Below are 20,020 nucleotides of genomic sequence, written 5' to 3' on the forward strand. Positions count from 1 at the left end.
GCACTGTCCCAGTGCCTTGGAGAGTTCCATCCGACAAGCTCCTGTGATCTGCTCTCCTCCTCCCCGGGACAGTGCTCTGGGTTTAGCTACTGATTCTTGCCCATTTCAAGTCATCAAAATAGATGTAACCTGTGCTACTGGAACCCCAGTAACTCTGGCTTCCACCTCTGAACACAGAGTAGTACAGTCCCTTTACTTTTCGCTTAGAGTCAGAAGAAGCCCATTTGATGTTGTCTCTTCTCAAAACAGTGCTTCCATTCACTTTCATCTCGGCGGTGCCATTGTAGGAACTTCCTGTATTAGATTTCATATAAAACCCAATGGTGTACCAGGTACCTCTGGACAATGCTCCGGAGCTCGGATATGTAGCACCAAATGACTCACCGCAGTTGCTGGTCATGCCCTGATGATATAGATAGGGCTGGAAATACACCCGGCTGTCACTAGAGTTTGGCGAATACCACATGGCGCGCATGCTGCCTCCGTTTCCGGCCTGGGCATCACTGGCTCTGCAGCCTGTCACTCCATCGCCTACCTGAAAGCCCCAACCTACTTTGCCACCACGGCTCCAGTCAAACTGGCTGTGGAATCTCACTTTATACTCCAGCCAGTACTCTGTACCGTCCGAAACATCAATTCTGGACTCCATACCCCCGGAGGTTCCCACTACATTCGCTGCCAGGGTGATTCGAAGGGTATTAGAAGAAATGTAGGTAGCCCCTGCATCCCAGCCGGAAACATTCCCGAAATCGGAAGAAGCGGTGGAGGATGAAACCTGCCCATTGGAGCGGGTGAAATAAACCTCACGGCTGGAGTAGATCGCCCGAGCCTCAGTGGCTGCATCTGCATCGATGATGGCCGAGGGCTCCGTGACGTCCTCCTGGCAGCCCGTAAAGAGCAGGCCAAAGCCCAGAATAGCACACAGGCTCAGGGCCTTCAATTGGTGTTGATTGTTGATCATGGTAATCGTTTTTAATTGGTTAGAAATAAATAAATGATCCTGTCAAAGAATCGTGGTTGGAAAATTTCTTTAGGATGAAGCCTGATTCTCCTGAGCCACTGCGAGCTGCTCTCGCAGAAAGCTTACATAGGGAGAATTCATGGACGGCCTCAGTTTCATGGCCTCTTCAAAGTGTGTTTTTGCCTCGGCCAGGAGACCCGAAGTAAGGAGGGCCTCAGCCAGGTTCAGATGTGCCTCTGGAGATTCAGGATAAAGCTGGACAGCGTGCAGAAATACCTCGGTGGCATCTTCCATTCGGGAAAGCCTGTGCAGAAGATTGACCCCCAGTTGCCCCAGTAAAGCAGGCCCCATCAGGTAATCGCCCCCGCCTGCCATCATCAGGCTGTCGTGCCAGGCCAATACTTCCTCCAGGCAGCGTCCCTCATTGAGTTTTCGGCTCATAGCGATGTGAATGGGATATTTCACTGTACTCAGCGATGCCCCATGCAGGTGATCGAGAATGTGCTCGCTAATGACAGAGGGATTAAAATCGTCAGAGGTGTTGGAGAGTACCATCACTGCCATTTCCTCTGCGGGAATCACACTGAGGTCACCACTGAAGCCGCCAGCATTCCAGCTGTTGTGAAATACCCGCATGCCTTCCGAGTCTCTGATCTCCCAGCCATAACCCTTGTAGGTATTTTCTCCGGTTTTGTAGTGGGCAGTCATCAGCTGATCAATAGAAGCCGATGAAAGACCTCCCTGAACCGTGTCTGTTCTCAAAACCATTTGCATCCATTTGGCCATATCGCCCACTGTAGTATGCAGGCCAAAGCTCCCCGCATTTTCGCGGGTATATGGATAAATCTCCGATTCCCTGAGGTCATAGCTGATCCAGTTGAGGATCTCATGTGGCCGGGCCAGCTCTGCCGATGAAGTATCCGGAAAGAAGCTGGAGTGGCGCATCCCAAGAGGCGCCAGCGTTTCGGCATGTACCACCTCTTCGAAAGACTTCTGCTCAGACTTGGCCATCAGATCGGCCAGGATATCATAGTTATAAGGCGACCGTTTGCATTGGGTGCCGGGCGCAAACATTACATCCTGAAAAATAATGCTGCGAGTGGTGGCCTCCAATGCGTCCTCCTCATAGGCCGGCATATCCCAGGCCGGATTGAAATGAGGAATACCAGAAGTGTGGGTAAGCAGATGATGTGCTGAAATGCGCTGGTAGTCCCCCTGCATCTGAAAGTAGGGCAGCTCCCTGACCACCGGGTCCTGCAAGCTGAGTTTGCCTACTTGCTGCAGACGAAGTGCTGTACTCGCCACCAACAGCTCTGAGAATCCTCCGGCGAAAAACACCGTGGAATCTGTAAATGGTATCTTCCTGGCCAGATCACTGTAGCCAGTGGTAAGGTAATAGGCCGTATCGCGTGTGACCACCACTACAGCCATAGCGGGCAGCGGATAGGTTTGAACTACTGATTGGGTAAAACTTTTGAGTGCCGGAATGTCCAGGCGTGCTTTATAAGAGGAAGTATCCTGTACCGGGCTGCATTGGGTGAGTGCGAGGCAAAAAAAGACGAGTGAGCAGATTCTTCTATCAAGTACCATAATTGCGATATTGTGTTCATTGCAATTTGACCGGTATTTTATACTCCAAAATTCACAAATAGGTATAAAATAGTACGTTTGATTGGGGTATTTTCAAAATATAAAAAGGTCGCTGCCTTTCTCTCAGACGAATAGGAAGGAGAATCTCATCCAGTCAGAAGCTCTCAGATTCGATAACAGGCATTTTCTTCCCATCTGTCATGGTGAGCTCCGTCGTACCATCAGACAGATGGTAAGGTAGATCGATATAATAAGGCATTGTCTTACTCTTCGAGGAGATCAGAGTGACAATGCCCATAGACGCTTTGCCTTGAAAATGTCATACTAAAATCAGAATAACAATGCCAGACTCAGCGTGATAATGCCAGAGATAGAAAATGTCATGCTGAGCTCCGTCGAAGCATCAGACATTTTCACTTTCTGGTATAAGCTATCGAAAGAGTGACAATGCCTGGATCAGCGTGAAAAGGTCATTTCTTATCCTATTTGCTCCATGTAGGTGTGCAGACACACCTCCCAATACACCAAACCGACACACACGGCAATTACACCGTATATTGCCGAATCATCCGAACTATTACTTGTAAAAACACCATGAGTATCTTCAACATTATCACAATCCTGATTATCCTTTCGGCCATTTTTGCATTCATCAATACCAAATTCCTGAAACTGCCTTTTACCATTGGCCTGATGATCATTGCCATTGTTTTCACTGTAGGGATCACCATTTTGGGAAGTTTTAATCATTACATCCTGGATGAAGCCAAGCTACTGATCCAATCGGTAGATTTTGAGACGGCACTGCTTGATGTAATGCTCAGCTTCTTGCTGTTTGCCGGGGCCTTACACACCAAACTTGATGCTCTCAAAAAGCAAAAAGGGCCCATTGCTCTTTTTGCCACCATTGGCGTAGTACTCTCTACTTTTCTGATCGGCACCATGATGTATTATTTATTCATGGCCTTTAGCTATCCCATCGATTACGTATACTGTCTTCTTTTTGGTGCCCTCATCTCTCCTACCGACCCCATTGCGGTCTTGGGAATATTGAAGGAAGCCAATGCCCCCAAGAAGCTCGAGACCAAGATTGTGGGCGAGTCGTTGTTTAACGATGGCGTGGGTGTGGTCATTTTCATTGTACTTTTCAAAATCGCTCAACAAGGACTGGATTCCATGAGTTTTACCGATGTGAGTTTGTTGTTTGTGTCGGAAGTAGCTGGGGGGCTTATACTTGGCTTACTGGCAGGCTGGGGTGCTTTCCGGTTGATGAAAGTCATAGATCATTATGAAACGGAGGTGATCATTACTTTGGCGTTGGTCATGGGCGTTTCTGCTTTGGCCCATTACTTACACGTATCCGGACCACTCGCTGTAGTGGTAGCCGGGATTTTTCTTGGCAACAAAGCCCCAAAAATCGCCTGGTCAGACAATACGCACTTGTATGTTGACAAATTTTGGGAGCTCATAGACGTCCTGCTCAATGCCGTTCTTTTTGTGTTGATCGGACTTGAATTACTGGTTGTCACTATGAATGGTGCCTATTTCCTGTTTGGCTTGATGGCTATTCCTCTGGCACTTTTGGCAAGGTATATTGCGCTCTCTGGCCCTGTGGCCATTTTTAAAAACAAACTGAACTTCATCCCCCAATCGAACCTAATCATGACCTGGGGCGGTATCAGAGGGGGTATTTCTATAGCTTTGGCTTTGTCCTTGGAACCTCAGATGGGGCGTGAGCTCTTCCTTACCGTCACCTATGTGATCGTGGTATTCTCTATCATCGTTCAGGGGTTAACCATCGCTCCTTTGGTGAAGAAGGTTTTGAAGGGTTCGGAACCTGATTAATAGATTTCCTTTTTTCTCCATAGAGGTGCACACATCAATCCTCCGAAAAGAAAATCCCATTTCTTGTGCCCAAATTGTAATCCGAAAGCGGATGAGTATCGCCGTTTGGAACCGTCATCCCGCGCAGGCGGGAATCTCATCCAGTCAGAGGCTCTCAGATTCGATAGCAGGCATTTTCTTCCCATCTGGGGTGAGCTCCGTCGAAGGATCAGACATTTTCACCTACAAAAAATAAACCGGAACCCAAAAGGGCTCCGGCTTAACAAAATTCCGAGTAAACTCAGATTAATCTTTGATCATCTTGAAGGTTTTCAACTGTTCACCAGACTGCACCTTGAAGAAATAAATACCCGCCTTGAGGGATGCTGTATTCAATAACTGATTGACAACCCCATGCTCATCAGCGCTTTCGACCTGGTAAAGCACCTGCTTACCAGACATGTCCCATACGGAAATCTGATGATCCTTTCCTTCCTGAGACTGAATTTTGATCTGTACCTGACTGGTAAACGGATTGGGATAAACCGCTACCGATGAACTGAACACCTGTGTAGGGATTAGCTCAGCTCCTAACCTGGAACCACTCACAGCCTCCAGTGTCCAATGCCCGCTGTATGCACCATTGTAGACCGAACCATGCTGCGCATAGCCTGTGAGGTTTTCAATGTGGACATAGTCACCTGACTGCCACCTGTTGCGAATGCGCTTGTGACCGTCAAAGTCCTCCAGCGCCCACTGCGCACTCCAGGCACCAGTACCAATATTTGTACACTCTACATAGCTCTGCAGGGTTTCTATGTTCAGGTAATCACCTGTAGCCACATTCTTGATCGCCGTGTGACCATCCACACTCTCCAATGTCCAATGAGACGACTGGTCTCCGACCGAAGGATTGCCATAGGCCGCCTGACTACCATTGTCATACAAATAGGTGCCCTGCCATCTGTTTTTGATACGGTAGGCACTACCGCCACCGCCACCTGATGCTGTGGTGATGGTCACATTATTCAGATTGTAACCACCTGAATTCATGTAAATACGCATGATCTGACTGCCAGCGCTTAGACTAACGCCGGTAGCCGTCACGGTTTGCCAGCTTTGCCATCCTCCGGTATTTGGCACTGTGAGGTTGCCCGTTTTGTCTACGCCATCAAACTCCAGCCGAACCGTACCACCTACTGCACCTGCCACTCTCACGGCAATATCATAGTTGCCTGCTGCAGATACATTGACCGAATACTCCAGCCATTCACCAGCATTGGTCCAGCCCACACTATAGCCTCCTTCAGAACATGCCTCTATGTCTACCCCTTCTGAGGTACGATACTGACCGCCATTGTTGCTGGCGTCATTGTCATGAAAGGCCGTACCCTCGCCTCCATTGTCAAAGTCTTCTGCCTCGATGGTGCCGGGGATGGCTCGCGCCGATCCTCCGAAAGGTGTCTGCCCAATGGAATTGACCGTAAGGGAGAAGGTCTGTGTACTGGTGCATCCACCCACATTGGTATAAGTGGCCACGTAATTACCGGATTGGCTCACCTGTACATTGGTCAGGGTAACCTCACGGGTAGTCGCGGAGAAACTATTGGGTCCGGACCAGCTCCACGATCCACCAGAGGTAGGCTGTGGGCCGAAAGCCACCGATCCACCTGCATCCAGGGTGGCACTGGCTGTCTGATTCCACGCACCACCATTCACCTGTGTGTAGGGCGTGATTGCTGTAGGGCTGCACGCTCCGGGGTTGCTGTTATACCAGATTCCATTCTGATACCAGCCATCTGAACCTCTGGATAAATCCGCCGACTGGCTGGTGCCATCATTGAAGATCAGGTTGGTAGTGGTCACATTGGTGAAGGTGTGGGCATACCAGTCTCCACCCTCATTGGTCATGGCCACACCCGGCCAGGATCCGTCTGCCAAAACCCCTGACGGCTGTGCAGCCCACCAGTAGATATTGATGCCGGTACCCCATGCGGATGGCCTGTAGAAATGCACGGTAAAGCTCGGAGCGGTATTCACGGTGATCACTGAAGTATCCGTGAAGCCACCGTCCTGAGTAGTAGCAGTGATGGTGGCCGTACCCACAGCGATCGCCGTTACCAGTCCGGAAGTATTCACGGTAGCCACACTGGTATTGCTGGAAGACCAGGTTACGTTTTGGTTGGTGGCGTTAGATGGCTGCACGGATGCCGAAAGCTGAGTGGTCAGCCCGGCATAGATGCTGGCACTGGCCGGATTCACAGCGATACCGATCACGTCTACCTGCGGTACATTTCCATTGGACACTACAATGTACTGATACGGGGTGAGGGTAACATTCTGGCCGGTGGTCCAGCTCACAGAAGTACCCGGATTGAAAATGTCAGTGTAGGACCCAGCCATACCGGATGGGATGGTAAATGTGCTGTTGCTTCCTCTTGGGTTGATCAATACGGCTACTTTCTCTCCTCCGCTTTCTTTGGTAAAGGCAATCACATTCGGGTTGGTATTGGCCGGGTCGATGTAAGAGGTAGGCTGTCCCCTCCTGAGTGCCACGCTGTTATTTCGGGCATTGAGGATCTTCTGCATCTCGGTGTAAACTGTCAAGTCCTGCGACCAGTTGATGGTTCCTGAATTCCATGGATACGTCAACGGATTGGTGTTGCCCACCTCGATCCCATTGTACACAAAAGGCACCCCCCGGTGGTAAGTCGCCAGTGCAAAGGCAGACATGACGGCATTTCTCCCGCCATTGAGGAATGAAAACGGTGAGCCATCGGCGTTGTAATCGTCATGATTGCTTAAAAATCTCGCCACCAGCTGTGTGGAGCTGGCTCCATTGTATTCACCGGCTGTCACACCATCCAGATTGGTTACGGGTTCGCCCGAGTTCCAGATTTTCTTCATCACATTCCAGTAGAAGTTGGTGCCGAATATGTAATCGAACCCCTGAGCATAATGCGCCCCAGGCTGGTTTTGTCCACAGGTAGTACATCCTGAGTTGGTCCCCTCATTTGACCCTTCCGCCAGGAGCAGCAAATCATGCGTACTGATTCCCCGTAAATTACTGATGGCACTGTTCCAAAACGCCTGCGGTGGCTGGTCGGCCCAGTCGAAGCGAAAGCCATCAACATTGGCTGCAAAGATCCAGTAACGCATCGCGTCCACCATGGCATTGGCAGCTCCGCTCTGAGTGAGGTCTATGCCTGCCACATCACCGAAGCAAAAATCTGGTGCCGGACATGGGGAGGTCGTATTTCCACTACCATCCTTTATGTACCAGTCAGGATGCTGCGACACCCAGGGATGATCCCATCCAGTCTGGTTTACAATAAAGTCGAGAATCACGGCCATGCCCATATTGTGAGCATCCTGCACCAGGCCCCTAAGGTCATTGAGCGTACCCAGGTCTGGTGCCACCGATTTGTAATCCGAATTGGCATAGGGCGAACCTGAGGCCTGGCTGTCTGTGCTCACCGGGAAGATCGGCATCAGATAGAGTACATTGATGCCCAGATCCCGAACCCTCTGGAGGTTGGCACGCGCTCCGGCAATATCTCGCGAGGAGCTGTATTCCCTCAGGTTCATTTGGTAGATATTGGCATCCATCCGGTCAGGTACTCCTGCGAATGGGGTGCCGTACTGAGCAGGATCCTGCGCCAGTGCTAATTGGGAAATGGTCATCAGGATCAGTAGCCAAAGACCGGCCAAACGACTGTATAAAGTTTTCATCATTTTAATAGTTTTAGGTTTTAAATACTTCTTCAGCGTGGAGTGATTTTAAAAATGCCTATCGAAGGGGAACCGTGGAGAAATCTCAGTGGCGGATTTGCCTGCGATCTCTGAAGCTGGTAGTCATTAACATGTTCGCTTTTGGTTAAGGTGAAACAAATGTGAGTGCCGCTCATGTGGAGGCGGCCCCACTACAATTCATAATCCTAAAGCAAGTCACGAATGGAGGCAAACCAAAAAAACGCGTCGGGGATATAGAAAATACTCCCCGGCAGAAATGCTTACTCAGTTGAAAAACAAATAGTTAGACACCCGGGATCCTTTTAGAAATATAGAAAGCATATAAGGGGGTATTTGATAAAAAATGACTCGATTTTTATTAAAATCATTTTATTAGCGAAATAATACCTTTCGTTTTGATGGTATTTTAAAAAACAATCACTCGAATTTGAAAATTACAAATATTAAGATCACGTAAAGGCGCATCTCACAACCATAGAACACCATGACAACCGAAAACCACGCACACACAGTAGTATGCCAAATGCTCATCCGCAAACCTGCGAAGGTTGTATTTGAAGCGCTCATCAACCCGGAAATCACGGTGAACTTTTGGTTTACCAAATCCAGTGGTAGGCTGGAAACTGGGAAGACGGTGACCTGGGCGTGGGAAATGTACAATGCCACAGCGGAGGTACGCGTAGGCGAGATCATCGAAAACCGGCGCATCGCCATAGCGTGGGGAGAGCCCTCCACCTCGGTGGTCTTTGAGCTGGAGGCCTACGCCCCTAATCAGACCTATGTGGTCATCCGGCACTTTGGGTTTCATGAAACCGGCGATGCGCTCATCGCGGCGCTGAAGGACAGCACCGGGGGGTTCACCACCCTGCTGGACGGCATGAAGGCTTACCTGGAGCACGGCATCCAGCTCCACCTGACGGGAGATAAGTTTGCCCAGCGTCCGGAGTGAGCTTACCTCCGGACGGTTCAGGATAGATTGTGAATTTTTATTGTGATGCGCTCACTAGACGGGTCGTGGTGGTGGGAATCAATAAGGCGATAAGACAACGCTCAACTAAAATGAGTATGCGCCCTAGTTTGCTGGATGCACGGCAGCTCCGTTTTGCTCTGTTATATCAAAAAGCTCTGTTTGCATGGGAGCGTCTGGCTATTCATTTTTAGCATTTGTGAGCTGCTTATTCGTTTTTCGTTTGAATGCAAAAATTAGAATAACGATAAATCCAATGCTTGCAACCGCGAGCAAAGCCAAGGTGTCATTAAATCTGGATTTTTGTATGCTTTCCAACTTTTTCCTTGCCATTTCTTTGTTGTGTTGAGATACTTTTTGATTCGTTATTAACATGAGTAATTCCGTATCATCGGAAGCATCAATAATTTCAGAAATGAGATCATCATCATCAGTCGTTTCTATTCTACCAGATTGTAGAAGAAAATCAAATAAAAAAAGGGCATCAAGCGAAATCAGTTTAAGCTTTTCCTTTCTTAATGCTAAATTTTTAATGTTTTTCAAAACGTCTAAACCTGATTTGAAACCATACGATTTGTACTTATTGTAGGCTTGCACGACAGGTTGCTCAGGAAATAAGTCTCGAAACAAAATGGTGGTATCACCCAGTTGAGTCATCTCTTTAAATGATGTTTTGTATGGATTATTGTAATTCCACGCATAGTACAACCAGATTTCTCCAGTAGTGAGATTATGAACATTGGAATAAATGGTGAAGGCACCCTGGCGCTGGGCGGTTGAGTCGCAAATCTGACTGAATAGCTCAAAACTTGGTTCAGAATTTTTCAGCAATGAAGTTGCAATAGGGTAACGCCAGCATCTTTTGTAGTCATCATCTTTGTGACAAAGATTATAATTAGTGGAAACTTGAAAACTCTGAGTAGATAGCCAACTACTATCAGCTGTTATTATGCCTTTATTTCCTTGTTTATCAGCTAAATGGATTTGTGCAGTATTCATTTCAGATAGGGAGTAAGAGTCAAAAAGTTCAATTACTTCATGAACTGATTTGCACCGTCCTAGCATATGCAACATCAGATCACTTGAAGAGCCTGGGAACACTTTCTTAAAAGGAACATTTTTTACTTCTGATGCCTCAACCAAATTGATATCAAAGAACAAGCCAGCTTCATTTATTCCACCTTGGGGAAAATTGTTGTTAGGATAATCGAAAAATATGAAAGCTAAAGTTGAATCTGTCTCTGTTACAATTTGGATATGCGTTGAAAAATTATACCAATAAAAGTCTTCATTGTTGCCAGCCCACATTTGGCCATGCTGGTCTCGTGCACAAAAAATGGTGCAACACCAGCACACTGTAGTTGTCAAGAATAATATCGGAATAATACTAAGTCTTTTGATCATTATGCTGGATCCATTTGTAGCAGATTTCCAATCTCAAACAAACCATTGTTAGCTATACAGGCATCCTGCACGGTTGCCTGCAAGTAGCAAGACGAAATCATTAGCGCTAGCAGAATGGGCAGCACCGGGGGCTTCACTACCCTGCTGGAGGATTTCATGATCGAGTTCGGATGCAGTTGGTAGAGTACGCATGCCTATGTCTTTTTGTAGAATGTTGTACTCCCTCCTTTATGAAACGGCAGAGATTAAAAAGAAAATCAATGTAATTACACTTACTACGGTTGTGAAAATCCCTGTCCCTTTAGACTTTGTCCATCCAGACAATCCTATGATCGTCAAGAGTGAAAAAACCCCGACTATATACCCCAAAAACCCAATTATTCTTGGTGTATTTAATCCACTTTCAGCGATAGCACCAGGATAACCATCTGTAGTCCTCATTAAGATATTTGTCATTGCAAATACAGTGGTAAGAAATCCAGCAGAAGAAGTGGTAGCCAGTTTCAAAATGATATTGAGAAGTCGGGTTTCCGATTTACTAATCAGCAAATTGGCTGTAAGTGCTATGGAAAACCCGCCTAGAAATACTGACATTAGAATGAATTGACTCGAAAGTTTATTCCAATACTCTAAAGATAATTCTACCATCCTATATTTTAATTAAATGTGATAATGGTACACCCACCGACTAAACCATCAATGACCGTCACCTACCTATACCAAATCTAGCAGTTTTTCAATCCTGAACAAACCATTATCGGCTATAGGGGTGTACGTTCATCGGGAAGATGCGTAACTCGTCATCTGCGTCTCACTGGTTGGAGACCACTCCGAGAAGGGGCACGAAATGGATACTTAATCACTATTGCCTAAGATTCCGGTCTTCTTCGTGCCTCAGAAACCGGAATGACGTTCTCTTCCCGTTACGTCATTCCGGTTTTGGACGAGCGCAGCGAGGGACAAATACCGGAATCTTCTGGTTCATTGGAGCACCTGGCAGGCTCAGGTAAAGCTCATTTCATTGGTCGGCAGCAACCTCGAATCCTCCAATGCCGCAGTACGATGCCCCGCGTTTTTCAGATAATCTCCATTCTGTGCAAATTCCATAAACCTCGAAACAGACTCGTGCTCTACCAACAATACAGCATCCCATTTTTCAGTATCGGGCCCAATGAGAAAGCTTTTGCTCTTGCCATAATAGATTACCCGGCTTCCGGCCTTTTCTAATTCGGGCAGTGTGCTCTTCATGTATAATTGGTACGCTTCTTCTCCGCTGATTTCCTCTGCGGGCTTCAATGCCTCCAAGTTGGTATAGTCAGCCGTGGCTCTAAACTTCAGTAAGTTCAGCATCACTACCTTTCCTTTGTTGTGAAAATGTTGATAAAATTCCTTACCCGCTTCAGGGCTTGCGTCCATGTATTTGCGCATATTTTTTCTATTACAATTTGGTTCAAAAAACACTCAACAGCCAGTCTGAAACCCCTTTTTGGGCATCAGCTACCTGTCTCAATCAAATCTAATGGATTTTGAATATCAAACAAACCATTGTTAGCCATAGAGGTATACATCCAGGATGTCTGGCACGCTTAATTGTTGGGCTACTAATAGAGACAGTAGGAGATTACCGATCGTATTTGGATTTTGGAGGGGGTGGGCAGCTGCGACTTTTGGCGGCTACCTTTTTGTTTCGAGTTCGTTCGATCCAGTAGACTGAGTAAGCGATCCAACATATCACTGCAAAGATTCCAAATGTTGCCATCTGATTCTTTTTGTAGTTCAGCATCCATTCAAGTTTGAAAAGAGTTGTGTTGTTAGAGTCAATCTGAAATATGTCGTTCCCTCTTCCCCAAGTTAGGAAAGCTTGTGTTCTGTTCCGTTTGTAGAGAGTTACCACATCCCCTTCACTAACTTGGTTCAAAAGTTCGTCAAATTTGAACTTGAATTCCTCGTGTAGTCGGTAGAGTTCTGATCCCGTGTCCAAACGAATCATCAATGGATGATATGTTCCTCCAGATTGACTAATTGACTTTTCTGGTACTATGTCGATATAAGTTATTCGACCCTCAAGAGGAGTTAAGTCGTTAAGTTGGAAGTTCGTCATATAAAGGTGTCCCAAGAATCCCCAGGTAAAGAATATTCCAGCAGTCGGCACGATGAATCGATTTAAGAAGCTCTTCTTTCCAAATTCGTTCCGTAAATATTTGAGCCAATTGATCATTTCTTGAGTTACGCTGGTTGCCGCTAACCAGCTATCCGCCGTGTGTCCGGAGCTGATAGAAAGCAGAAAGGTAGCGAATCTGCCCAACCACCACAATGGCATCCACGAAGAAATGCGTTTTGCAAGTCTAAGGGCAGAAAGAATGAAGGTGGGACGGCCGAGTTTTGATGAACTTTCAGAAAGCACTCCCGATAGCTATCGAGAGGCACCTGGCGGATGAGCATCTGTGAGGAGCTTTTTAGTTCAGCCCTTTTTCTCCTATTCTGTCAAAAATCCAGTTAAATGCGTCGTTGACGATTTCTTCAGTTTTTAGTTTAGATGTGTTGATTCGCCAGATAAAGTTGAAATCCTCATCAACGTCTAAAGCAAATGTCTGGGCCTTATTTTCTTGAGGTTCATTCCCAGGGTAGAATATCGCCTGATTATTAGAAGTGAAATGTCCCTTCCAATACTTAACCCATAATTTAGCATCTGATGTTGAATTGCTATAAGCTATCACCCAATAAAAACTACAACTAAAACCATTCGACCTAAATACAAAAGATGGTTGATTTGGGTCTTCCTCAGTTCCAAAGTTCACACCTTTTTCCCTAAGCTGATGCAATCTTTGTTTGATCAGGTCAAACATTCTTAGAACTTCCTCTTCGGATTTCTCAACAGCTTCAGTCGATTCAAGAAAGCTTTGACGTTTTCTTTCAAAGTCTCTTTTTGTTTTTAGCCTTTCAACTCTCTCTAACGTTTCGTCAAATGGATTCTTCGATTCTTGCTTTCCTGAGGGTTCTTCCTCGGATTCAAGATCAGACACTAAATCTCTAAATGCTTTTAAAAAGTTAGTATTCTCGATTTCCTTTTCATCCTGAGATTCATAACTATATGGGAGGTCAACTTGCTTATGTATGAATCCCTTTAACGACTTGATAATCTGATGTTCAACAATTGGTTTTACACTTTTCTTTATCGCTATTGAATAACCGATTTCTTGATTAATCCACTGAGTTGAGATTGACTTAGCAGTTAAGATTGGGATGATTACAAAACTACTTTCTATTCCATCAGTCACCTTTTTCACCAGAGGTTTAAGAGCTTCTCGGTTTGAAGCAATAACAAGTGGTTCGAAGGTGTTATGATTTTCCAATTCGGATATAATCAGTTCAATTTTTTCTTTGTCGAAATCAGAATAACTAATGAAGAGTTTCTTTCTCATTGCAGATAATTGTCTTAACAACCGACCAACAACCCCCTGGCTGCCAGCCGCCTTCTACCAAATCTAACAGTTTTTCAATCCTGAACAAACCATTGCTGGCCATAGAGGCATACATCCAGGATGCCTGGCACGCTAAATTGTCGGCCACCTCAATAAAGGCAAGGGGAGACTACTGATCGTATTTAGATTTTGGAGGGGGTGGGCAGCTACGGCTGTTACCCACCTGTTATTTTGCCTTTCTAGGGAAGAAAATCTGCTGACCAAATGCAATTCTTAAATGATAAATTGCCCCGTTAAATGTCGATACCTTCTTTTCAAAGGTTGGGTTTTGGTAAAAGAGGTTGATGCGTATAAAGTTTCTGAGTTCACTACTCTTAGATTTGATGGAGTAAATAGGCTTATTTTTTGGTTCCCATTTATAATCAACTCCGATACCGTATGTCAAATCATTAGTTGATGTAATATTCTCCATATTTTCAAATCTATCAGTTCCAGGTGGAACTATTCCAAAACCACGGAATCCACCTTTTAAAGAGATATTCACTCGTTCGGTTCGTAAAACATTTACTCCAAGTAAAACCTCACCCATCCCCAGTCCAGTATTAGTGTCTTTTTTCCACAATGTATCAGCCTCAAATTCTTTTTGAACTTTTTGACCGATTCCATACCCAAAGCCAAGTGAAAATGTTAGGAATTTGTATTTTCCTTCCAGGGCTCCATTAATAGGAATTGAAAATGAAAAATGGTTGTTTAGACCTTCAGTTGGTATATACACTCCAGTGCTTAACATTGAAGCAAAACCAATATCACTTGTTGTATAGTTTAGTCCTTTAATTTCATCGGTAAAGCCGGTGTATATTGAGTTTGGATAATTCCTCCTGAATAACTCAACTTGACTGAATAGGGCTTCAAAAATACTATTCTGATTGATGTCTTGAAGTGCAAGTTGATAGGTTAAGTATATTTCTAAGATATGTTTTTGCTCATCATTAAATTGGTTTATCTCAGATGTAATCACACCTTCCTTAGCAATTAATATCTTGGAAAAATCTTCATAAAGGTTGTCGTCATAGAAATAGGTAATTACGCCTTCATTTTTTGGGTGTCTATAGCCCCATTTATTAATTTCTGGATATTGAATTAGTTGATCCAATATGATTTGGTAATTACCAGCCACCAAATTTCCAATCTCAAATTCCGGATTGCTAAAAATGAGATATTCTTCATTATTAATGTTCGCTGTATTTACTTCAAGGAGTTGTAAAAACCGTGCAACTGAATCTGCTAGCAAAGCTTTGGAAGTCTCTAATCTATATCCCCTAATTATTGATTTTATGAAGTTTACTTTTACATCATCATTTTCGATTGAAAGACTAACATTGTCACCGTTAATTATTTTTTTGTTGTAATCTATTTGTGAGTAGCAAATAGTGATGTAAAAAATCCAAATAACTGTTAGTACTGTTCTTATTCTCATCTAAATTTAATTCGAAACGTACGTTTCTGTAGCAAAAATAGTGGGTAACGCCCAAATATGGCGCTGTGGCCTCCGAGCTTTATTAATACTGATAAAAGTAGCTTATCTGCCGGTGCATTCAAAGTATCAAGTACGCACTGCGCCAACACAATTTAAAAATCTCCCACGAGCAGAAGATTGTAGAAAAGCTCAGAGTTTCTTGGCGGCAGATAAGCGGGATGTTTTGCAGGCTCTTTACAAAACGCAGTGAAGCACATGACACATACATGATGTTAGTGCCAGTTGCATTGAATAATTGCTTCTATTATTACTAGTTATTGTTTGATTCAATAGAGGTTATCTTGCCTTCATCAATCAGCAATTTCATTTTATCAATTGTCATTTCCTCCAACAACACAATCTTTTTAATATCGGTAGAACTGAATCCCATTGCTTTAAGATTTTTAATCTGAAGGTTTACTCGTTTTTGCTGCTTTATCTTGATTTCCTCTTTAGCTAGTTTATTCGGGAAATAGTACATAAATACCTCCTTCAGATGTCCAACCACACCAGACAGTCCAGTGAAATCTGTGAACCCTGGAGAAGAAAATCTAATTGAAGTAACTGACAAGCCTGAGTCAACCTTACTCGTTGACGTAATAAATGATTGATTTCCATCTTGGAAGATTCCTTCTTCGTGATAAAAACTGCTTATCAATGATTTGGTTGCTAAGAAATGAAATAACGGAGTATGTTGTTGTTTGGCGTAATAGGTCTTGTTCTTCTTTTTGTTCTTTACCAATTCACAACCTTCAAAATAAAATAAATATAAACTGTAGAGGCTTTCAAATGATCTAAAAAAGGTAGCGAATTCATTGGCTGACCAGGTTTTGTCAATATTGACTCTTATACTTGCCTGCTTCCCAACCTGCTTTTTAATTGTTTTTACCATGCATTAATCATTTAGATTTATAAGGTGCAACGAGGTGAAATCTAGAATATAGAATACTTAGTCCAAGCATAGCAAAAATTCCCGCAAGGTGTTTCATTTCTACTTTCGTTATTCTTCTCTCTTATTGAAATTGTAGCTAACAACCGACCAACAACCCCCTTGGCTGCCCTCCGCCTTCTACCAAATCTAGCAGTTTTTCTATCCTGAACAAACCATTATCGGCTATAGGGATGTATGTTCATCTGGAAGGTGCGTAACTCGTCATCTGCGTCTCACTGGTTGGAGACCACTCCGAGAAGGGCACGAAATGGATACTTAACCATTATTGCTAAAAAGATTCCGGTCTTCTTCGTACCTCAGAAACCGGAATGACGTTCTCTTCCCGTTACGTCATTCCGGTTTTGGACTAGCGCAGCGAGGGACAAATACCGGAATCTTCTGGTTAATTGGAGCCCTGATTTTAGTCAACGAAGGTTCTAAGCCTATTTTATTTTTGATTCTCCCTCTGTATGGTTCTTTATATTTGTGACTGACTCAGTAAACGCTCCTCCTACCCGTCAGAGCCGGAGCGAAGCAGACTACTCGCCGATGCATACAACAAAGGGGTAAAAAGGGTACTGGAGGCGGTGACGAACCATGAGTTGGAACCCCGGCCCTACTCTATTTTAGAAATGATTGACCAAAACTGGTTATAATTAAGCTGGAATGATGGATGAAAATAGCTGTTTACAGGCCATAGCGCAAGGTAGCGAGGAAGCTTTGGAGCAGCTGTACCATCAGTATGCCGACCGGGTGTACAATACCCTCATCAGCTACACCAAAAATGCCGAAGACGCTGAAGAACTCCTGCAAGACGTCTTTGTAACCATTTACAACACCGCCTCAGGCTTCCAGTACCAGTCATCTGTCAGCACCTGGATCTATCGCATCGCTGTGAATAAATCCCTGGATTTTCTCCGAAAAAAGAATAGTCAAAAGCGTTCAGGCATCTTCACTTCACTGTATGTGAAAGACTCTGCGGAGCTCAAACATGAATCTGCCGATTTTGTACACCCCGGAGTGCAGCTGGAAAACCAGGAAGACGCCCGCCTGCTTTTTCGGGCCATCGATACCCTTTCGGACAACCAAAAGACGGCTTACCTCCTCACGCAGGTGGAAGGGCTCCCGCAAAAGGAAGCAGCAGAAATCATGAACCAAAGCCCAAAGGCCGTGGAGTCTCTGGTGCAGCGGGCCAAGGCGAATTTGAAACAGGAATTAGAAAAATATTTCCCCGAACGAGGGAAATCAAAAAATAGTACGTCGAAATGAACATGGAACGAAAAAATCGCATCGAGGAGGTGATGGCTAGCCTGGAGGGCATTCAAAAAGCGAAGGCGCCCCGCGATGGCTTTGCCAAAATCCAGCAAAAGCTGGCCGATCAGCGTCGGGAACAACCCACCCTCAGCAAGCCTGATTATGGCTGGATGAAAGTGGCTGCGGTGATCGCTTTGGTAGTCTGCTCAAACGCTTGGGCCGTTTCCAACTATTGGGGAGCTGACCGGGCCACTTCCGCGGATGCCAGCGCCTACCCACAGCTAGTAACTGATTTTAACCTGTACGAAAATGAATAGCAAAATCTATAAAATCGGATTCTTCATCCTTTTGATCATCAACATAGGACTGGTGGTCCTCTTTGTATTGGGCCCAAAGCCCCCACGCCCCGAAAGCGGGATTAAGAACGAAATCAGCCGCGAGCTGGGTTTCACTGACGAGCAGCAAGCAGCCTTTGAGCAAATGGCCATGAACCATCGGGAAGCCATCCGCAAGCTGGATCAGCAGGAGCGACAACTGTTGGGGTCTTTTTTCAATCAACTGTCACAGCCACAGCCCAATGAACCCAATGAAGAACTTCTCCAGGAAATCATGCAGCTGGAAAAAGACAAGATCATGATCACCTACAACCACTTTGAAGAATTGAAAGATCTATGCAGCGAGGAGCAGCGAATCAGGTTTGACAGGGTGATTCAGCGAATCCTTCCTGCTCTGACCAATTCATCTGAGCGGCCCATGAAGCCCCAGAGGCCGCCACTCTGATCCTTGTCTTGCAAAGACCCACCTGATCGCCGATATCAAAACACTAAAATCCAGTACTTAGGCGCTCTCCTCGAATCGCCTTTTTTTGTAGCATGTGCGTGCCCCGAGGGAATTGGCTCGAAGCTTCGTCTAAACTCCAAACACAGAAAAACTGACACTAAATTTTTCAATGATGAAGAAAATACTTCTGCCCATAATCCTTCTTATCTCTTTCATGGCATGCGAACAAGAGCGTATTGGAACTTCAGAAGATGATAACGAAGACATCATCTTTGATGACACTGATTTTGAAGCTACAGACTGGACCACCGATACCCACAGCAACGATGTGGATCCAAATTTTGAAGAGGTTTTTGATGACAATGCCGTCAAACGACTTGACCTGGTGATTACCGCTGATCGTTGGGAGACCATGCTGGACGACATGACCAGCCTGTATGGAACTTTTGGAGTGGGCAGGGGTGGAAATTCGTTTTCAGATGAAAATCCTGTTTTTGTCCCCGCAGAGGTGTTTTATGAAGGCACCCAATGGTACAAAGTAGGTGTTCGCTTCAAAGGCAACTCCAGTCTGGCATCTACCTGGAAGTCCGGCAATATGAAGTTGTCATTCAAACTTGACTTTGACGAGTTTGAAGATGACTATCCACAAATCAAGAATCAGCGATTTTATGGATTCAAGAAGCTAAGTCTCAAAAACAACTACAACGACAAGTCCATGCTGCGGGAGAAAGTGGCAGGTGATATTTTCAGAAACGCCGGACTGGTGGGTTCACATACTGCATTTTATACACTCTATGTAGACCATGGAGAGGGCCCGGTGTACTTCGGACTGTACACCCTGGTGGAAGAAGTAGATGATACGGTCATTGATACCCAATTTGCCAATAATGACGGCAACCTCTACCAGCCTGATGGTGATGGCGCCAGCTTTGCCTCAGGTACATTCAGTGAGTCCGTTTTTGGGAAGGAAACCAATGAAGATGCTGCCGACTGGTCGGATATACAGAACCTGTTTACAGCACTACATGCCGACAACAGAACGAGCAATGCAGCGGCATGGCGTACCAGCCTGGAGTCTGTTTTGGATACCGATGTATTCTTAAAGTACCTAGCGGTGAATACCGTCATACAAAACTGGGATACCTATGGAAGGATGACCCACAACTACTTTTTGTACAACAATCCTGAAACCAATCTGCTCACCTGGATTCCCTGGGATAACAATGAGGCCTTGCAAACCGGCAATATGGGTGGATCACTACCCCTTAATTTTTCAGGGCTGTCTTCCGCTCAGTGGCCGTTGATCGGATATCTGTATGCCGATGCCACCTACAAAGCACAGTATGACACCTATGTGGAAGAGGTCATCAATGGGGTATTTAACCCCAGCGACATGCAGGCTACCTATACCACCTACGCTACTTTGGTAGAACCATATGCTACTTCGGAAATTCGCGGGTATTCATTTCTGAACAGCAGTTCCGATTTTCAATCGGCCGTGAATACATTGAAAACACATGTAACGCAGCGATCGGCAGCCGTGGCAGCCTACCTGGACTGATGGCTAAAGGAGAGGTATTTTTCAATATAAATCCTTAACCCAAGTAGTCAATCCTGT

Annotated in this window: 16 protein-coding genes; 6 read left to right on the forward strand and 10 right to left on the reverse strand. The window is 45.2% G+C overall.

Annotated elements, in window-relative coordinates; translation table 11 throughout:
• Positions 1–82: 82 nt before the first annotated feature.
• Complete coding sequence (locus GV030_RS08585) at positions 83–961, reverse strand: polysaccharide lyase (protein ID WP_159581768.1); 879 nt, start codon at positions 959–961, stop codon at positions 83–85.
• A 69-nt stretch (positions 962–1,030) separates the two neighbouring features.
• Positions 1,031–2,551, reverse strand: a complete 1,521-nt coding sequence (locus tag GV030_RS08590) for a serine hydrolase (protein WP_159581770.1) — start codon at positions 2,549–2,551, stop codon at positions 1,031–1,033.
• A 594-nt stretch (positions 2,552–3,145) separates the two neighbouring features.
• Between GV030_RS08590 and GV030_RS08595 the strand changes: the two genes are divergently transcribed.
• Positions 3,146–4,396 carry a sodium:proton antiporter gene (locus GV030_RS08595; RefSeq protein WP_159581772.1) on the forward strand — a complete coding sequence of 417 codons (1,251 nt, stop codon included), beginning with the start codon at positions 3,146–3,148 and terminating at the stop codon, positions 4,394–4,396.
• A 285-nt stretch (positions 4,397–4,681) separates the two neighbouring features.
• Here GV030_RS08595 and GV030_RS08600 read toward each other — a convergent pair whose 3' ends face one another.
• The gene (locus GV030_RS08600; RefSeq protein WP_159581774.1) at positions 4,682–8,110 is read right to left on the reverse strand and encodes an alpha-amylase family glycosyl hydrolase; all 3,429 of its coding nucleotides are present in this window, start codon (positions 8,108–8,110) and stop codon (positions 4,682–4,684) included.
• Between the two features lie 502 nt (positions 8,111–8,612).
• Here GV030_RS08600 and GV030_RS08605 point away from each other — a divergent pair.
• Positions 8,613–9,077, forward strand: coding sequence for an SRPBCC family protein (locus tag GV030_RS08605; RefSeq protein WP_221413311.1), 465 nt, complete (start codon positions 8,613–8,615; stop codon positions 9,075–9,077).
• Between the two features lie 198 nt (positions 9,078–9,275).
• Here the strand turns inward: GV030_RS08605 and GV030_RS08610 are convergent, their stop codons facing one another.
• The 7 genes from GV030_RS08610 to GV030_RS08640 all read right to left on the reverse strand — a co-directional run bounded on the left by GV030_RS08610 (position 9,276) and on the right by GV030_RS08640 (position 16,329).
• Positions 9,276–10,499 (reverse strand): carcinine hydrolase/isopenicillin-N N-acyltransferase family protein, encoded by a 1,224-nt coding sequence (locus GV030_RS08610; RefSeq protein WP_159581776.1) that lies wholly within the window; start codon positions 10,497–10,499, stop codon positions 9,276–9,278.
• Positions 10,500–10,547: 48 nt separating this feature from the next.
• Positions 10,548–10,691, reverse strand: a complete 144-nt coding sequence (locus GV030_RS08615; protein WP_159581778.1) for a hypothetical protein — start codon at positions 10,689–10,691, stop codon at positions 10,548–10,550.
• 36 nt (positions 10,692–10,727) lie between these two features.
• Complete coding sequence (locus GV030_RS08620) at positions 10,728–11,093, reverse strand: hypothetical protein (RefSeq protein WP_159581780.1); 366 nt, start codon at positions 11,091–11,093, stop codon at positions 10,728–10,730.
• Positions 11,094–11,501: 408 nt separating this feature from the next.
• Complete coding sequence (locus GV030_RS08625; protein WP_159581782.1) at positions 11,502–11,927, reverse strand: DUF1330 domain-containing protein; 426 nt, start codon at positions 11,925–11,927, stop codon at positions 11,502–11,504.
• 1,028 nt (positions 11,928–12,955) lie between these two features.
• Complete coding sequence (locus tag GV030_RS08630; protein ID WP_159581784.1) at positions 12,956–13,921, reverse strand: toll/interleukin-1 receptor domain-containing protein; 966 nt, start codon at positions 13,919–13,921, stop codon at positions 12,956–12,958.
• A gap of 226 nt (positions 13,922–14,147) precedes the next feature.
• A complete protein-coding gene (locus GV030_RS08635) occupies positions 14,148–15,398 on the reverse strand; it encodes a hypothetical protein (protein WP_159581786.1) in 1,251 nt (416 codons plus the stop codon).
• Positions 15,399–15,708: 310 nt separating this feature from the next.
• Complete coding sequence (locus GV030_RS08640) at positions 15,709–16,329, reverse strand: hypothetical protein (protein ID WP_159581788.1); 621 nt, start codon at positions 16,327–16,329, stop codon at positions 15,709–15,711.
• Between the two features lie 705 nt (positions 16,330–17,034).
• Here GV030_RS08640 and GV030_RS08645 point away from each other — a divergent pair.
• The 4 genes from GV030_RS08645 (at position 17,035) to GV030_RS08660 (ending at position 19,963) form a co-directional block, all read left to right on the forward strand.
• Entirely contained in the window at positions 17,035–17,637 is a 603-nt protein-coding gene (locus tag GV030_RS08645) for an RNA polymerase sigma factor (RefSeq protein ID WP_185155810.1), read from the forward strand.
• On the forward strand, positions 17,634–17,939 hold the full coding sequence (locus GV030_RS08650; RefSeq protein ID WP_159581790.1) for a hypothetical protein: 306 nt from the start codon (positions 17,634–17,636) through the stop codon (positions 17,937–17,939). The genes GV030_RS08645 and GV030_RS08650 overlap by 4 nt, the downstream gene beginning before the upstream one ends.
• Positions 17,932–18,402 (forward strand): hypothetical protein, encoded by a 471-nt coding sequence (locus tag GV030_RS08655; protein WP_159581792.1) that lies wholly within the window; start codon positions 17,932–17,934, stop codon positions 18,400–18,402. The genes GV030_RS08650 and GV030_RS08655 overlap by 8 nt, the downstream gene beginning before the upstream one ends.
• A gap of 169 nt (positions 18,403–18,571) precedes the next feature.
• Positions 18,572–19,963 carry a CotH kinase family protein gene (locus GV030_RS08660; protein ID WP_221413312.1) on the forward strand — a complete coding sequence of 464 codons (1,392 nt, stop codon included), beginning with the start codon at positions 18,572–18,574 and terminating at the stop codon, positions 19,961–19,963.
• Positions 19,964–20,020 lie beyond the last annotated feature (57 nt).

Origin of the sequence: Marinoscillum sp. 108 (genome assembly GCF_902506655.1) — a bacterium.
In the GTDB taxonomy this organism is placed as follows: Bacteria; Bacteroidota; Bacteroidia; order Cytophagales; family Cyclobacteriaceae; genus Marinoscillum; species Marinoscillum luteum.

Coding starts and splice junctions, on each gene's coding strand:
- GV030_RS08585 (WP_159581768.1), bottom strand. CDS start 961: ATGATCAACAATCAACACCAATTGAAGGCCCTGAGCCTGTGTGCTATT.
- GV030_RS08590 (WP_159581770.1), bottom strand. CDS start 2,551: ATGGTACTTGATAGAAGAATCTGCTCACTCGTCTTTTTTTGCCTCGCA.
- GV030_RS08595 (WP_159581772.1), top strand. CDS start 3,146: ATGAGTATCTTCAACATTATCACAATCCTGATTATCCTTTCGGCCATT.
- GV030_RS08600 (WP_159581774.1), bottom strand. CDS start 8,110: ATGATGAAAACTTTATACAGTCGTTTGGCCGGTCTTTGGCTACTGATC.
- GV030_RS08605 (WP_221413311.1), top strand. CDS start 8,613: ATGACAACCGAAAACCACGCACACACAGTAGTATGCCAAATGCTCATC.
- GV030_RS08610 (WP_159581776.1), bottom strand. CDS start 10,499: ATGATCAAAAGACTTAGTATTATTCCGATATTATTCTTGACAACTACA.
- GV030_RS08615 (WP_159581778.1), bottom strand. CDS start 10,691: ATGCGTACTCTACCAACTGCATCCGAACTCGATCATGAAATCCTCCAG.
- GV030_RS08620 (WP_159581780.1), bottom strand. CDS start 11,093: ATGTCAGTATTTCTAGGCGGGTTTTCCATAGCACTTACAGCCAATTTG.
- GV030_RS08625 (WP_159581782.1), bottom strand. CDS start 11,927: ATGCGCAAATACATGGACGCAAGCCCTGAAGCGGGTAAGGAATTTTAT.
- GV030_RS08630 (WP_159581784.1), bottom strand. CDS start 13,921: ATGAGAAAGAAACTCTTCATTAGTTATTCTGATTTCGACAAAGAAAAA.
- GV030_RS08635 (WP_159581786.1), bottom strand. CDS start 15,398: ATGAGAATAAGAACAGTACTAACAGTTATTTGGATTTTTTACATCACT.
- GV030_RS08640 (WP_159581788.1), bottom strand. CDS start 16,329: ATGGTAAAAACAATTAAAAAGCAGGTTGGGAAGCAGGCAAGTATAAGA.
- GV030_RS08645 (WP_185155810.1), top strand. CDS start 17,035: ATGATGGATGAAAATAGCTGTTTACAGGCCATAGCGCAAGGTAGCGAG.
- GV030_RS08650 (WP_159581790.1), top strand. CDS start 17,634: ATGAACATGGAACGAAAAAATCGCATCGAGGAGGTGATGGCTAGCCTG.
- GV030_RS08655 (WP_159581792.1), top strand. CDS start 17,932: ATGAATAGCAAAATCTATAAAATCGGATTCTTCATCCTTTTGATCATC.
- GV030_RS08660 (WP_221413312.1), top strand. CDS start 18,572: ATGATGAAGAAAATACTTCTGCCCATAATCCTTCTTATCTCTTTCATG.